This window comes from Kitasatospora sp. NPDC023118 (assembly GCF_055560875.1).
This window is the reverse complement of record NZ_JBVHHW010000006.1, coordinates 1-12,887: the sequence shown is the minus strand read 5'-3', so window position 1 is coordinate 12,887 and position 12,887 is coordinate 1. Positions and strand designations below refer to the sequence as shown.

Here is a 12,887-nt window from a genome sequence, read left to right as displayed (position 1 = left end):
CGATGCACCGACTTCACTCCATCAGGTGAACCCCGCGATCATGCCTCGCCCGTCGCTCCACCATGGTCAATAGTGGGAGACCGATCGGGTACGGAACGCCCGGTCCTACCACACCCGAGCCGAGCTGGATCGAGGAGGCCATGTGACACCCGTCGTCGCACGCGCGGTCGGCCGGGGAACGGGCGCGCCCGCGACCGCCTTCGGGCGCGCCGCGCACCGGATCGCCGTCGTGGACGCCGCCCGCGACGCGCTCGCGAACCGCGCCCCGGTCGGCGCGCTGCCGGGCCCGGGCGCATGAGTGCCCCCGCGGGCGCCCCGACCGGCCGTACCGCACTGGTCGTCGTCGACCTGCAGAACGACTTTTGCGCCGGCCCGGTGGCCGCCGCCCGCTACCCCGGCGACCCGACCCGGCTCGCCACCGTCGCCGCCAACACCGCCCGGGCCGTCGAGGCGGCTCGGGCGCACGGCACCGAGGTGGTCTTCGTCCGCTTCATCGGCGATCCGGTCCACCAGGGCGCGAGTTGGCGCCACCGCGACGCCGTGCTCGGCAAACGGCCCAAATGTCTGGACGGCAGCTGGGGCGCCGAGTTCCACGCCGTGACCCCGGCTCCGGAGGAGGCGGTGTTCACCAAGGCGGCCTGCTTCGACGCCTTCCTGAGCGAGGGCTTCGAGGCGCACCTCGTCCGCGGCGGGCTCCAACACCTCGTGCTGGCCGGAGTGTTCGCGGACGTCTGTGTGGACAGCACCGCCCGGACCGCCTTCCAGAAGGGCTTCCACGTCACGCTGCTCACGGACTGCACGGCGGCGCTGCACCTGCCGGACGAGGCGATCCTGGACTTCATGCGCCGGGTCTACGGCGCCCGCGTCACCACGCACGACCGACTCGCCGTCTGGACACGGCATCCCGAGACCTGAGGAGCAGCCCATGGGTGTTGGCGTAGACGCGATCACCAATGTGAACGAGGACGTAGCACTCACCGCCCTCCTGGTCGCCGCCGCCCGCGCGATCGAGACCCACCGGCCCGACGCCCTCGTCCGGGACGAGTACGCCGAGCACTTCGTCCGTGCCGCCCCCGCCTCCGCGCGGTGGCCCGTCCACCCCCGGGACGTCCCGGACGGCGACGCCGATCCGCTCTGGGGCCGGCTCGGCCGCTACTTCGCTCTGCGGACCCGGGCGTTGGACGACCAGCTGCTGCGCGCCGTCCAACTCGGCGCCCGCCAGGTGGTCCTGCTCGGGGCCGGCCTGGACACCCGCGCGTACCGGCTGGACTGGCCGCCCGACTGCGCCCTCTACGAGGTCGACCGCCCTGCGGTGCTGGCCTTCAAGCAACGGGTGCTCGACGGCCTCGACGCCCGGCCTCGGGCACCGCGCCGGGTGACGGTCGAAGCCGACTTCCGCACCGACTGGGCCGCCGCCCTCACCGCCGCCGGGTTCCACCCGGACCAACCGACCGCCTGGCTCGCCGAGGGTCTGCTCCTGCACCTGCCCAGCGCGGTCGAACGCGACCTCTTCGCCGTCGTCGACCAACTCAGTTGCTCCGGCAGCACCTTGGCCTACGAGGCCGAGATCGGCGTGGAGCCGGCAGCGGTACGCGACAACCCCGTCCACACCGCCACCCGCGAACGCACCGGCGTCGACCTGCTCGCCCTCTTCGATGCCGGTCCCCGCCCCGACACCCCCGCCGACCTCACCGCCCGCGGCTGGTCCACCACCGCCCACACCCCCTTCGAGTTCACCCGCCACTACGGCCGCGGCCCGCTCCCCGAACCGGACGGCACCCTGGCGGCCAACCGCTGGGTCTTCGCCATCCGCCCCTGACCGCTGAGGCCTTACGCCCCTTACGCCCCTTACGCCCCCTGCACCTTGCTACGCACGCTCCTGCTGCGCCGCCCGCCAGGCCTCCCGCGCCACCAGCGGCGCCAGGTACGACCAGCGCCGCGAACCGTCCGGACACACCCCGCCCTCGACCAGCGCCGACACCGCCCGGCGGGTGAACGGCAGCCACACCGCCATGTCGTGCTCGAAGGTGCTGTGGCAGGCCTCGCGCCGCCGGTCGATCTCGGCGGCGTCGAGCCGCGCCCGGACGGTGGCGACCAGCGTGTAGCAGGAGGCCGGCTCGCTCCAGCCCAACCAGCCGATCACCGGCGACTTGACGTCCCCTGGCAGCAGGCCCAACTCCTCCTCCAGCGCCCGGTGAACCAGCGCGTAGAAGTCCTCGGCCGCCCCCGGCTCGTCCCGGTACTTCATCGTCTCGTTGATCCCGACCGTCCACTGCGCCGGAAAGGTGTTGACGGCCAGTGAACGCCGGAGCAGCAGCAGCCTCCCGGCCCGGTCCCGCACGGCCACGCAGGCACTCACCATGGTCGGCGGCGCGACGGCGACGAACGCGGTGAGGCCCTGCCCCAGCGCCTCCCGCAGCAGCCGGCCGGCCTCCGGGTCCTCCCGCCCCAGCCGGGTGGTGGCCATGCACTGCGCGTAGTCGCTCTCGGCGATGCCCACCTCGCACACCCGGGCCGCACTGTGCTCACCGTGGTCGACCGTCAGCCGCGCGATGTACGCCGTACGCCCCGCCGCGCCGGCCGCCCGCTGCCGCGCCACCTCGTCGGCCCAGCCCGTGCGATCCAGCGCATGTGGGCGCTGCAGCCGCCCCTCGTACCCGGTCACCAGCGTCCCCGGCGTCAACGGCCGCGCGCCCGACCAGGTGATCAGCGACACCAGCCCGTCCGCCGCCACGTCATGCGCCCGCGCCCCCGCCGTCAGACTGCCCTGCCGCACTCGCGCCAACGGAACCCGGGACCCGCCGAACTTCGCGAAGTCGTACACCAGGTTGGTCACCACCCCGAGCAGCAGCGCTCCCCCGATTCCCAGCAGCCACTTCACGCGGTCCCCCAACTCTCGCGCCTGACCGTCCCATTGTGGCGGCTCTGGTACTCGGGCGGAAACCCTCTGGGGGGCGTCGGCCTCCGGTCAGGAGACGTCACAGGCCTTACGGCAGGGTCACCCCGACCGTCGCGGCCCAGATGTTGTCGTTCGAGGCCGTGGGCGCGACGGCGCTGCCCCAGGCCAGTACCAGCCGGGTGGGCGACAGCGCGGAGAAGCCGAAGGTGTCCCCGGGCCACACCGCGCTGGTCCCGAAGCCCTGCGAGACCTGGACCGGGGCGGACAGCCACCCCTTCGTCGTCGAGAAGGTCCGCAGGTACTGGGCGTAGCCGCGCGGATCACTGCTCGACAGCCAACCCACGTACACGATCCCGGGCGGCCCGGCGACCACCTGCATGATGTGGGGGACGTTCAGGGTGTCCGCGGGCACCCGCACCGGCGCGGACCAGGTCGCACCGTGGTCCTGCGAGTACGACAGCCATCCGGTGTCGCTGTTCGACCCCTGGGTGTCCCAGGTCGCGTACAGCGTGCCGTCCGGGCCGAGCGCCTCGCTGCCGTCGATCCACCACTCGCCGTTGTTCATCGTCCCGGCGTCGGCGCCGATCCGCACCGGCTGCGACCAGGTCGCGCCGCCGTCGGTGGAGCGGGTCGCGTACGTGTAGGCGACGGTCAGGTCGTCGGTCGGGACGTTGGTCACGACGTAGCCCTGGTAGAGCACGTCGATCGAGCCGTCCGACTCGACCACGACGGGCGCGCTGTCGGCGCCGCTGTTCGGGTAGCCGGGGCTGATGTGCGACATCGGGCTCCAGGTCCGGCCGCCGTCGGTGGACTTCTGCATCACCGCGTTGACGTCGCCGGTGGCGAAGGCGCAACTGCCGCTCGGGGCGCAGATGAAGGTCACCGCCGCCGCGCTCGGCCCGTAGTCCCAGGTCAGGTACAACGTCCCGTCCGGACCGGCGGTGATGAAGTCCCGGTCGCCCCAGTTGTTGGCGTCCGGCGGAGTGATCGCGCCCGCCGTCTTGAAGCTGGCGCCGTGGTCGGTGCTGACATCGACGACGGGGTAGGTCAGACCGGAGCGGGAGACCATGAACGCCACGTAGACCGTGCCGTCCGGCGCGACGGTGATCGCCGGGTCCCAGCTGCGGCTGCCCTTCTGTCCGACGCTGCCCGGCAGCGTGACCGCCGTGCCGAAGGCCGATCCGCCGTCCAGCGAGCCCGCGAATCCGATGCCCTTGCAGCCGATCCAGGTGTCATAGACGGCGTTCACGGCCGGGTCAACGGCCTGGATGGTCTCGGCGTTCTGCCCCGTGCACAAGGCCGAGATGTTCACGGGGGTGCTGATCGCGTACGACGCGGTCAGCCCGGCGGGAGAGGTCTGGCGTTCGGTCGGCTGGACGGGCTGGGCGGGGATTCGGTTGTCGGCCGGCGCTGCCTGCGCCGGTCCCACCGCGAGGGCGAGGGCAGTGGCCCCGGCACAGAGGCCGGCTATCAGGGATCTGAGCGTGGCGCGACGTGGACGTGCGTGCACGGCTGATCTCCTCCGGATGGAAGCGAGTTGAGGGTAGCGGGCCGTCGGCACCGCCGTTGCCTCCGGCCCCCGGACGGGATTCCCGCAACTGCCGCTTCCGAAGCCCCCTGCCCACGGGCCCCTGCCGAACCCCGCCGCACGGCGCATCGTCCGGTCGGCGGGGCCCGCTCGCGTCAAGTGGTCAGCGCGAGGCGATCTGGCTGGTGATGGTCGGATCGGTGATCGCGCCGTCACGGGCCAGCAGCAGCGCCTTGCTGAGGATGACCGCCAGCATGTGGTCACCCTCGAACGGCAGTTGAGGCTGTCCGTCGGCCGGCCCGTCGGTGCCGGGCACGATGCACAGATAGGTGTCGTTCGGCGACATCAGGATGTTGCCCGAGCCCAGGTGGATCCGGTACGTCCGCAGCTCGCCGCGGACCTCAAGGAAGCGCCCGTCCACCGTGCAGCGCTCCCCCACCGCGAGCCGGGGCAGCAGCCGGGCCAGCAACTCGCCGCGCTCACGGGCGCTCTGCGACAGCTCGCCGAAACTGTACGACTGCCAGTAGTCGCGGTACCGGCCCTCCGGTCCGCCGTCCGACCAGGTCGGGTCGTTGCCGACGCTGGTCACGCCCACGAACAGGTCGACGTCACGCAGCACTTCGCTCAGTACCAGCGGTGGCACCTCGGTGAGCGGTACCGGCTCGACGAGTTGCAGTCCGGGCCGCATCACCGGACCGTACCGGCCGCTGCCCGTGTGGGTGAGGCTCTCCGGCGCGTCGATCGGGTAGAAGCGCACCTGGTCGGTACCCAGGTGGGCGAAGGTCTCCCCCCAGTCGGCATCCATGCCGTGCACCCGGAACTCGGCGCGCAGCCCCCACTCGGGCAGCAGCCGCTTCGGGGCGGCGAAGGAGTTGTCCACCGCGAGTTGCAGCTGACTGTGCCAGCCCCGGGCGGTGGCCAAGGCGTGGAACCGGTGCTGGCGCAGGACGTGCGCGGCGAAGCGGTTGGAGTACACCCGGGTGTGCTCCTCGGCGGCGGTGAGCAGGTACACCTCCCGGTGCGCCTGCTTGAACGGCTGGACGAGGCCATGGCGTTCCAGCACGGCGCGCCAGGCGAGCACGCTCTCGGGCGGGCAGGCGACCGGGTGCCACAGCTCGACGGAGACGTCCGCGGCGGGCGCGAGTTCGTCGCCGGTCACGGTGCGCAGGGCGCCGTCCAGCCAGGCACAGGCGGTGCCGTCCACGGTCCAGATCAGCCGGCGGGCCAGGGTGCCGACCAGCGGGTGGTCCAGGACACGCTGCCGCCAGGGGCCGTACCGCCAGCTGCGTCGCGCCAGGAACTGCCGGTCCAGCCGCTCGGACTGGGCGGTCAGCATCTTCTCCAGGTCCTTGACCGAGGCCTTGAACTCCTTGAGCTGATCAGCGTGTTCACGGCGCACCGCGGCGGGCGGGGTCTTCACCGCACGGCCGGCCTCGTTGTACCAGGCCTGACGGACCCGGGAGCCCTCCACCACCAGCTCCACCCGGGCCTCGCCGAACCGCTCGACGCGCCCGCCGACTTCGGTCAAGCCGTAGGAGGGGACGGCGAGTTCCTCGATCTCGGCCCGGCTGAGGCCGAGCGCGGCGGCCCGGTCCCGGAGCGCCTTGTCCAGTTCCTTGACGGTGCCCTTGTACGTCACCCGGGTGGTGAGGACGGCCAGTTGGGCGAGGCCGTCCTCGCCGTCCAGACGGGCGAGGGAGTGCACGGCGGCGTTGGCCACCTTGGGCGCCCGGGGGCCGATGCGCGGTGCCTTGCGCAGCGCGGACTCGACCAGCCGGGCCAGCACCCGGGCGCTGTCGGGATGAGCCGGGGTCAGGGCCAGCAGCAGGGCGAGTCCGCGCAGCGCGTCCAGGTTGTGGGGGTCGAACTGGTCGGCTCCCTCGCCGCTCGGCTGCGCGACCAGGTCGAGGGTGCGCGGACGACCGACCAGCGAAAGCCATTCGGTGATCCGCTCGCGGGCCCGCTCGGGGCCGACCGCGTCGATCAGGGCGCGCCCGGTCCGTTCCCAACGGGCGTTCGGCTTCGGGGACTTGACCTGGAGCGCATGCTTGACCAGGTCCATCCACGGCCGGCCGTTGCTCCCGGGGGAACCGGGCTCGTCAAGGGCGGCCAGGACCTGGTCGGCCCAGGCCTCGCCGGGGCTGAGCAGCGGCTCGGGCAGCGCGGCCGCGAGGTCGATGACGAGGCTGTAGTGGGGCCGGACCATCAGCGCCGACCGGCGCACGGCGGCGACCACCGCACCGTCGACCGGGCGGCCGGCCGCGAGCTCGTCGCTGATCAGGCGCTCGGCCTCGTGCAGCTCGGTGAGGTGCCACTGGCGGCCCATCAGGTGGAGCCTGTCCTCGCGAAGCTCGCGGGCCGGCCCCTGCGGAAAGCCCTGGGAGACCATCGAGGCCAGCCTGATCAGCGCGCTGCGCTGCTGTGTCGCCTTCTCGGTCTGCACGGGCCGCCAGAGCATCAGCATCCAGTGCATCAGGCTCGCCACCAGCGCGCCCCGGGTGTTGCGGTGCAGCTCCAGCACCCGCTCGCGGACGGGCACCACGCGCTCGGCGGACCAGTCGCCCCCGACGGCGGTGTCGACCTCCATCAGCGCGCTGCCGATCCCGTCCACGTGCCCGGTGTCGAGCGCGTCGAGCAGCCGCCTGACGGCGGGGTCGAGCAGATCGGTCGTTGTCATTCAGCCACCTACCAGCGGAACAAGTTTCAGGAAGCACACCTCGGTGTCGGTGCGCAGGTCCAACTCGGCGTCCAGCTCCTCGACCTGGCGGTCGCCGACGAGCACCAGGAAGCCGTTGCGGCCGAACGCCTCGACCGCGCTCAGGAACTGCCGCTCGGGGTCGACCGCGTGGTCCGGCGCCCGCAGCTGGTACCCGTTCAGGGTCCGTTCGGCCTCGGTCGGCTGCACCAGGCCGTGGAACGCCTCGGGGCGGCGGGCGTTGTGCTCGGCCGCCTCCTGGAGCACCCGGCGGCGGATCAGCTCGCGCAGCGTCAACCGCTCCTCGGCGACGGGCAGCCGCCATGCGTCCCGTCGCAGCCCCGATGTCGTCTCGTCGACGAAGGTCACTGTCGCCATGGCGCAGACCCTAGCCAGCGGCACCGACAGCCGGCCCGGCGGGACGGGTCCGACGGGACAGGTCCGGCGGGCGGCCGCCCCGTGCGGGGCTGTTCCCCACCCCGGCGAAACGCCGTAGCGTGTCCGCATGAACACCCACCCGTCCTCCCGGTACGACGCCGTGATCGTCGGCGGCGGACACAACGGCCTGGTCGCGGCCGCCTACCTGGCGCGCGCCGGGCGGCGGGTGCTGGTCCTCGAACGACTGCCCGAGGTGGGCGGGGCCGCGGTCTCCGCCCAGGCGTTCCCGGGCGTGGACGCCCGGCTGTCCCGCTACTCCTACCTGGTCAGCCTGCTACCGCGGAAGGTGTTCCGGGACCTCGGGCTGCGGCTCGACCTGCGACGGCGCCGGATCGCCTCGTACACCCCCACCGTTCGGGACGGGAAGCCCACCGGACTGCTGGTGGACGCCACCGACCCCGGCCGCACCCGGGACTCGTTCCGGGCGCTGACCGGCACCGACCGGGAGTGGCAGGCCTGGCAGCGTTTCTACGGGATGACCGGCCAGGTCGCCGAACGGGTGTTCCCGACGCTCACCGAACCGCTGCCCTCACGCGCCGAACTGCGCCGACGGATCGGGAACGAGACCGCCTGGACGGATCTGTTCGAGCGACCGCTCGGCGAGGCCGTCGAGCGGACCTTCGCCGACGACCTGGTGCGCGGGGTGGTCCTGACGGACGCACTGATCGGCACCTTCACCCACGCCCACGACCCCTCGCTCCGACAGAACCGCTGCTTCCTCTACCACGTGATCGGCAACGGGACGGGCGACTGGGACGTCCCGGTCGGTGGGATGGGCGCGGTGACCGGTGCACTGGCCGAGGCGGCGCTGGCGGCCGGCGCGGAGATCCGGACCGGCTGCGAGGCCACCGCGATCGCCACCGACGGCCGCGGCGACGCCGAGGTGTCCTACCGGCACCGGGACGGCGAGGCGACGGCGGCGGCGCGCCGGGTGCTGGTGAACGCCGCGCCGGCCGCCCTGGCCCGGCTGCTGGGCGAGGAGCCGGGGCCCGCGCCGGAGGGCGCCCAGCTGAAGGTCAACATGGTGCTGCGCCGCCTGCCGCGCCTACGGGACACCACCGCGGACCCGCGCGAGGCCTTCGCCGGGACCTTCCACATCGCCGAGGGCTACCGCCAGTTGGAGACCGCGTACACCGAGGCGCGGGCCGGCCGGATGCCCTCCGCGCCGCCGTCGGAGATCTACTGCCACACCCTCACCGACCCGTCGATCCTCGGGCCGGAGGCCCTCCGGCAGGGGCTCCAGACGCTCACCCTGTTCGGCCTGCACATGCCCGCCCGGCTGTTCGGCGACCCTGCGGCCAAGGAACGCGCGCTGGCCGCGAGCCTGGCACAGCTGGACGCGGTGCTGGCCGAGCCGATCGTCGACTGCCTGGCCACGGACGCCGACGGCCGGCCCTGCGTCGAGGCCAGGACCCCGCCGGAGCTGGAGCGGGAGATCGGCCTGCCGGGCGGCCACATCTTCCACCGCGACCTCGCCTTCCCGTTCGCCGTCGAGGACGAGGACCCGCGCAGCGCCGCCGCCCGCTGGGGCGTGGCGACCGCCCACCCGAACGTCCTGCTGTGCGGCGCGGGGGCCGTCCGGGGTGGCGGGGTCAGCGGCATCCCGGGGCACAACGCGGCGCAGGCCGTCCTGGCGGACCCGGACCGCTGACGGGCCGGGCGGCCACCCGCCGGTCACCGACGGCGATCGCCCGGTGGCCGTCCGGCCCTCGCAGGCGGTCCGGCCGGCCTTCGCGCGCGGCCCGGCCTCGGGAAACCTGGCAGGTCACTCCCAGTAGCGATTTACTGAGAGTGAGCAGGGCAGGAGGGAGGCCTTCCGATGGAATGTCCGCACCCGCCCGGGTTCCACGCCGAGGTCCGTGAACGCTACATCGCCGCCGCGGCGGAGGTGACCCGCCTGGTCCGGGCCGTCCCCGAGGACCGGTGGACGGCCCCCACTCCCTGCCGGGACTGGGACGTCCGCGCCCTGGTGAACCACCTCGCCGCGCAACACCTCTGGGTCTGCCAGGCGGTGGCCGGCTACACCCCCGAGGCGATCGGCCACCGCTTCGGCGGCGACGTCCTGGGACGCAACCCCGTCGGCGTGTGGGCCATGGCCGCCGACACCGCCGTCCGCGCGCTCCACCAGCCCGGCGTCCCCGACCGCCTGGTGCACCTGCCCTACGGCCTGCGCGACGTCGGCGGGTACGCCCGCGAACTGACCGCCGAAACCGTCGTCCACGGCTGGGACCTGGCCCGGGCCCTCGGCGAGGACGGCCGAATGCCGCCCGGCGCCGCCCGCTACGCCCTCGCGGAGTTCCAGGGCTACCGCAACCTGGTCGGCACCGGCCTGTTCGACCCCCCGCTCACCACACCCCCCGGCGCCGACGCCCAGCACCGACTGCTCGCCCTCACCGGCCGCGACCCGTACTGGTCCGCCGAACGGATCTGAGGACGGACCAACGAGACCCTCCCCGCGCCCCGGTGTGGACGGGGCGCGGGGAGGGGCCGGGCTGGTTGTCAGGCGCGGGCGAGCAGCCAGCCGCCGAGACCGTCGCAGGCGCCGGCGTTGTAGCTGGTGGAGCGGAAGCCGGGCGGGACGGGCGAGCCCGGGCAGGACCACAGGCCCGCGCGGGCGGTGTTGTGGCGCCAGGAGCCGGCGCCGTCGCAGCCGTACGTGGTGTGACCGGTGATCACGTAACCCGCCACCACCGGGGAACCCGAGCAGGTCCAGATCCCGTCGTGGGGCAGGTTGTGCTGCCAGCTTCCGATGCCGCCGCAACCGGCCCGCAGGTGGTTGCTGATCACGTACCCGGGCACGACCGGCGAACCGGAACAGGTCCATATCCCGTCGTGGACGAGGCTGTGGCGCCACGCGCCGATGCCCCGGCAGCCGTAGGTGGTGTGGTCGGTGATCACGTAACCGGCGACCACCGGGGAGCCGGAGCAGGTCCAGATCCCGTCCTTCGCCGGCTGCTGGTACCAGGAGCCGTACCCGCCACATCCCTTGCTGTCGTAGTCGGTGATGACGTTCCCGGCCGCGACCGGCTGTCCGGAGCACGCCCACTTGCCCGAACCGCCCCACGCGGGCTTGGCCTCCGCCACGGACATCCCGGAGACCGTACCGCCCAGGACGACGGCCGCGACCAGCGCGAACGCCGCCGCGGCCGCCCCGATTCCCCTGCCGACGACCGCGGCCGTCGCACGCCTCAACAGCTGATGAACACTCATAACTCGGGTACTCCAGTCGAGTTGGTAGTCGCGAAGCGTTCCGACCGCCGGGCTTCCGGCGGCGGAACGGGAGTCACCCTAGCGTGGTGAAGGCGTAAGGATTCAGTGGAGATCCCAGGAAATCGACGGCGGGGATCAGCTTGTCCGAAAGCCGCCATGACGGTCCGTCGCGCCACCTCGCCGTGGCAGAGATGGAGCAGGCCGGCGCCGCACGAGCATCCGGCGCCGACAGGCACCTGCGAGCGGAGCCGTCCGGTGTCGCGGGACGGCCGCCCTGTCCTCCGCCGCGGCCACGGGGCCTCCCCGGCCTCCCCCGGCCGGTCGCCGCGCCACCGCGCCCGGCGGCCGCGAACCCCCAGTCCCGAGGTGTGACGTGCCCCTGTCTAGTTCGTTCGCTTCCCTGTGTGGTGGGATGTGTGCCCACGGGGTGACGAGTGCTGGTGGGGGTGTGTGGTGCGGAGTGGACGGCTGCTGGGGCTGGACGGGGACGCGGCGCGACTGGTCGCGGTGGGGCTGGTCCGGCTGGGGGCTCGGGAATGGCTGGGCGCCACCGGCGGGGCACCGGCCTGGGTGGGCGGTCTACGGGCGGCCTCGTTCGCGGATGCGTGGGTGTCGTTCGGCGACGCGCCGGCGCCCGGGCTGCGGGTGCCCGCGCCGGCCGTGCTGCGGGCCGTCGCGGAACAGGCCGCCGAGCTGGTCCTCCGGACCTGTGGGGACGACGGGCCGGCGGCGCTGGAGTGGCTCGGGCAGCGTTCGGCCGAGGCCCGCGAGCAGGCGCACCGCGAGGGCGTGGCGCACCCGGCCGAGCCCTGCGCGCTGACCCTGGTGTGGCACGGGGTGCAGGCGCTGGCAGCCGAGGACGGGCCGTCCCACGGCAGGCGCATCGAGGAGCGCGGCGCGGCGTACGTGCGGGAGCGGCACCGCCGCCAGGACACCCTCGCGCTCGTGCTGTGCTGCGCGCGGATCGCCGCCGCCGCGCTGGTGGACCTGGGCGAGGGCGACCCTGAGCGGGTGGACGGGTGGCTGGAGGACGACGCGGCGCGCGCCATGCCGCGCGGCGGGCCCGCGCCGCTGTGGGTGCCGGGGCGGCCCGCGCAGCCGACCGGCTGAACCCTGGCCGCCGGAAGACGCCGTTGTTCAGCCGTCCGAGCCGTCCAGGAGGAGGACCGCGCGGTTCGCGCGGAGCCAGGCACGCTCGGCCGCCATCTCCGCCGCGTCACCGCGGGCGAGGAAGCTTGCCCACGGCTCCTGGCCGCCCCCGCCGAGCTGTTCGATGCGCTCGGCCTCGCGGGACTGGACGGCGTCCAGCGCATCGAGCACGGCGGCCGGCTGCGCGCCGTAGGCGGCGCAGAGGGCGTCGAGGCGGCTACGCAGGGTGTGCTCGCCGACGATCGCGGCTCTTCGCTGCTGATCGGCGGGCCGCAGCGGCACCGCGTACCAGGCGAGCTGCGCGAGGTCGTCGAGGGCGTGGCCGGGTGCTGCGAAATCCCAGTCGATGAAGCCGACCAGCCGGTCGCCGTCCCAGATGGAGTTCCACGGGCCCAGGTCGCCGTGCCGGATGACCATGCCGGGCCGCCACTCGTCCTCCTGGCCCTGCCAGCGCGCGTCGGCCGGTGGCCGGAAGTCCCGGACGGCCTCGTGGTACTCGCGCAGCCAGTGCCCCAACTCGCTGATTCCGCCGGTCGAGCGCAGAGCCTGCGGCCAGGGCGAGAACGCGGGTTCGCCGTGCAGCAGGGAGAGCACCTCATCGGTGCCGTCGATGCCGTGGAGTCGCGGGGCCCGGGCGAAACCCACCGTTTCCAGGTGGGTCAGCAAGGCGTGCACCGCCGGCGTCCACTCGCCGACCGGCCGGCGGATCGTTTCGCCGGCCCGCCGTACCGTGGTCACGCTGCCCTTGTCCGTGGCGCCGTCCTCGATCATCGGGTCAGCCTAGCCGTACGTCCCGGTCAGCGTGCCGGGAGTTGAAGCCCTCTCGACGCGAAAAGGCCCCATCCGGAAACCGGGTGGGGCCTTCTCTGAATGATTGTTCGGCGGCGTCCTACTCTCCCACAGGGTCCCCCCTGCAGTACCATCGGCGCTGTGAGGCTTAGCTTCCGGGTTCGGAATGTAACCGGGCG

General features: G+C 73.4%; 12 protein-coding genes and 1 rRNA gene. 6 read left to right on the top strand and 7 right to left on the bottom strand.

Features of this window, described 5'->3' with window-relative positions; genetic code table 11:
- Positions 1-142 precede the first annotated feature (142 nt).
- Genes ACZ3UD_RS09475 through ACZ3UD_RS09465 form a run of 3 tightly spaced genes read left to right on the top strand, consistent with a single transcriptional unit; the run spans position 143 to position 1,819 of the window.
- Positions 143-298 carry a hypothetical protein gene (locus ACZ3UD_RS09475; RefSeq protein ID WP_465584401.1) on the top strand — a complete coding sequence of 52 codons (156 nt, stop codon included), beginning with the start codon at positions 143-145 and terminating at the stop codon, positions 296-298.
- Entirely contained in the window at positions 295-915 is a 621-nt protein-coding gene (locus tag ACZ3UD_RS09470) for a cysteine hydrolase family protein (protein ID WP_465584399.1), read from the top strand. Before ACZ3UD_RS09475 ends, ACZ3UD_RS09470 begins: the two co-directional genes overlap by 4 nt.
- Positions 916-925: 10 nt before the next feature.
- Positions 926-1,819, top strand: coding sequence for an SAM-dependent methyltransferase (locus tag ACZ3UD_RS09465; RefSeq protein ID WP_465584396.1), 894 nt, complete (start codon positions 926-928; stop codon positions 1,817-1,819).
- Positions 1,820-1,867: 48 nt separating this feature from the next.
- Here the strand turns inward: ACZ3UD_RS09465 and ACZ3UD_RS09460 are convergent, their stop codons facing one another.
- From ACZ3UD_RS09460 to ACZ3UD_RS09445, 4 genes are all read right to left on the bottom strand, one after another.
- Positions 1,868-2,881 carry a hypothetical protein gene (locus tag ACZ3UD_RS09460; protein ID WP_465584394.1) on the bottom strand — a complete coding sequence of 338 codons (1,014 nt, stop codon included), beginning with the start codon at positions 2,879-2,881 and terminating at the stop codon, positions 1,868-1,870.
- 106 nt (positions 2,882-2,987) lie between these two features.
- The gene (locus ACZ3UD_RS09455) at positions 2,988-4,409 is read right to left on the bottom strand and encodes a hypothetical protein (protein ID WP_465584391.1); all 1,422 of its coding nucleotides are present in this window, start codon (positions 4,407-4,409) and stop codon (positions 2,988-2,990) included.
- Between the two features lie 181 nt (positions 4,410-4,590).
- Positions 4,591-7,104, bottom strand: a complete 2,514-nt coding sequence (locus ACZ3UD_RS09450) for a DUF4132 domain-containing protein (RefSeq protein WP_465584389.1) — start codon at positions 7,102-7,104, stop codon at positions 4,591-4,593.
- Positions 7,105-7,500 carry a hypothetical protein gene (locus ACZ3UD_RS09445; protein WP_465584387.1) on the bottom strand — a complete coding sequence of 132 codons (396 nt, stop codon included), beginning with the start codon at positions 7,498-7,500 and terminating at the stop codon, positions 7,105-7,107.
- 127 nt (positions 7,501-7,627) lie between these two features.
- Between ACZ3UD_RS09445 and ACZ3UD_RS09440 the strand changes: the two genes are divergently transcribed.
- Together ACZ3UD_RS09440 and ACZ3UD_RS09435 are read left to right on the top strand one after the other, a co-directional pair.
- Entirely contained in the window at positions 7,628-9,211 is a 1,584-nt protein-coding gene (locus ACZ3UD_RS09440) for a phytoene desaturase family protein (protein WP_465584384.1), read from the top strand.
- Positions 9,212-9,379: 168 nt separating this feature from the next.
- Positions 9,380-9,991, top strand: coding sequence for a TIGR03086 family metal-binding protein (locus ACZ3UD_RS09435; protein ID WP_465584382.1), 612 nt, complete (start codon positions 9,380-9,382; stop codon positions 9,989-9,991).
- 68 nt (positions 9,992-10,059) lie between these two features.
- Here the strand turns inward: ACZ3UD_RS09435 and ACZ3UD_RS09430 are convergent, their stop codons facing one another.
- Complete coding sequence (locus ACZ3UD_RS09430; protein ID WP_465584379.1) at positions 10,060-10,770, bottom strand: hypothetical protein; 711 nt, start codon at positions 10,768-10,770, stop codon at positions 10,060-10,062.
- 450 nt (positions 10,771-11,220) lie between these two features.
- Between ACZ3UD_RS09430 and ACZ3UD_RS09425 the strand changes: the two genes are divergently transcribed.
- Positions 11,221-11,880, top strand: a complete 660-nt coding sequence (locus ACZ3UD_RS09425) for a hypothetical protein (protein WP_465584377.1) — start codon at positions 11,221-11,223, stop codon at positions 11,878-11,880.
- A gap of 27 nt (positions 11,881-11,907) precedes the next feature.
- On the opposite strand, the gene ACZ3UD_RS09420 is transcribed toward ACZ3UD_RS09425, so the two are convergent.
- Positions 11,908-12,690 (bottom strand): phosphotransferase, encoded by a 783-nt coding sequence (locus ACZ3UD_RS09420; protein ID WP_465584374.1) that lies wholly within the window; start codon positions 12,688-12,690, stop codon positions 11,908-11,910.
- Positions 12,691-12,795: 105 nt separating this feature from the next.
- Positions 12,796-12,887: ribosomal RNA gene (gene rrf, locus ACZ3UD_RS09415) — 5S ribosomal RNA — on the bottom strand; the annotation flags it as partial.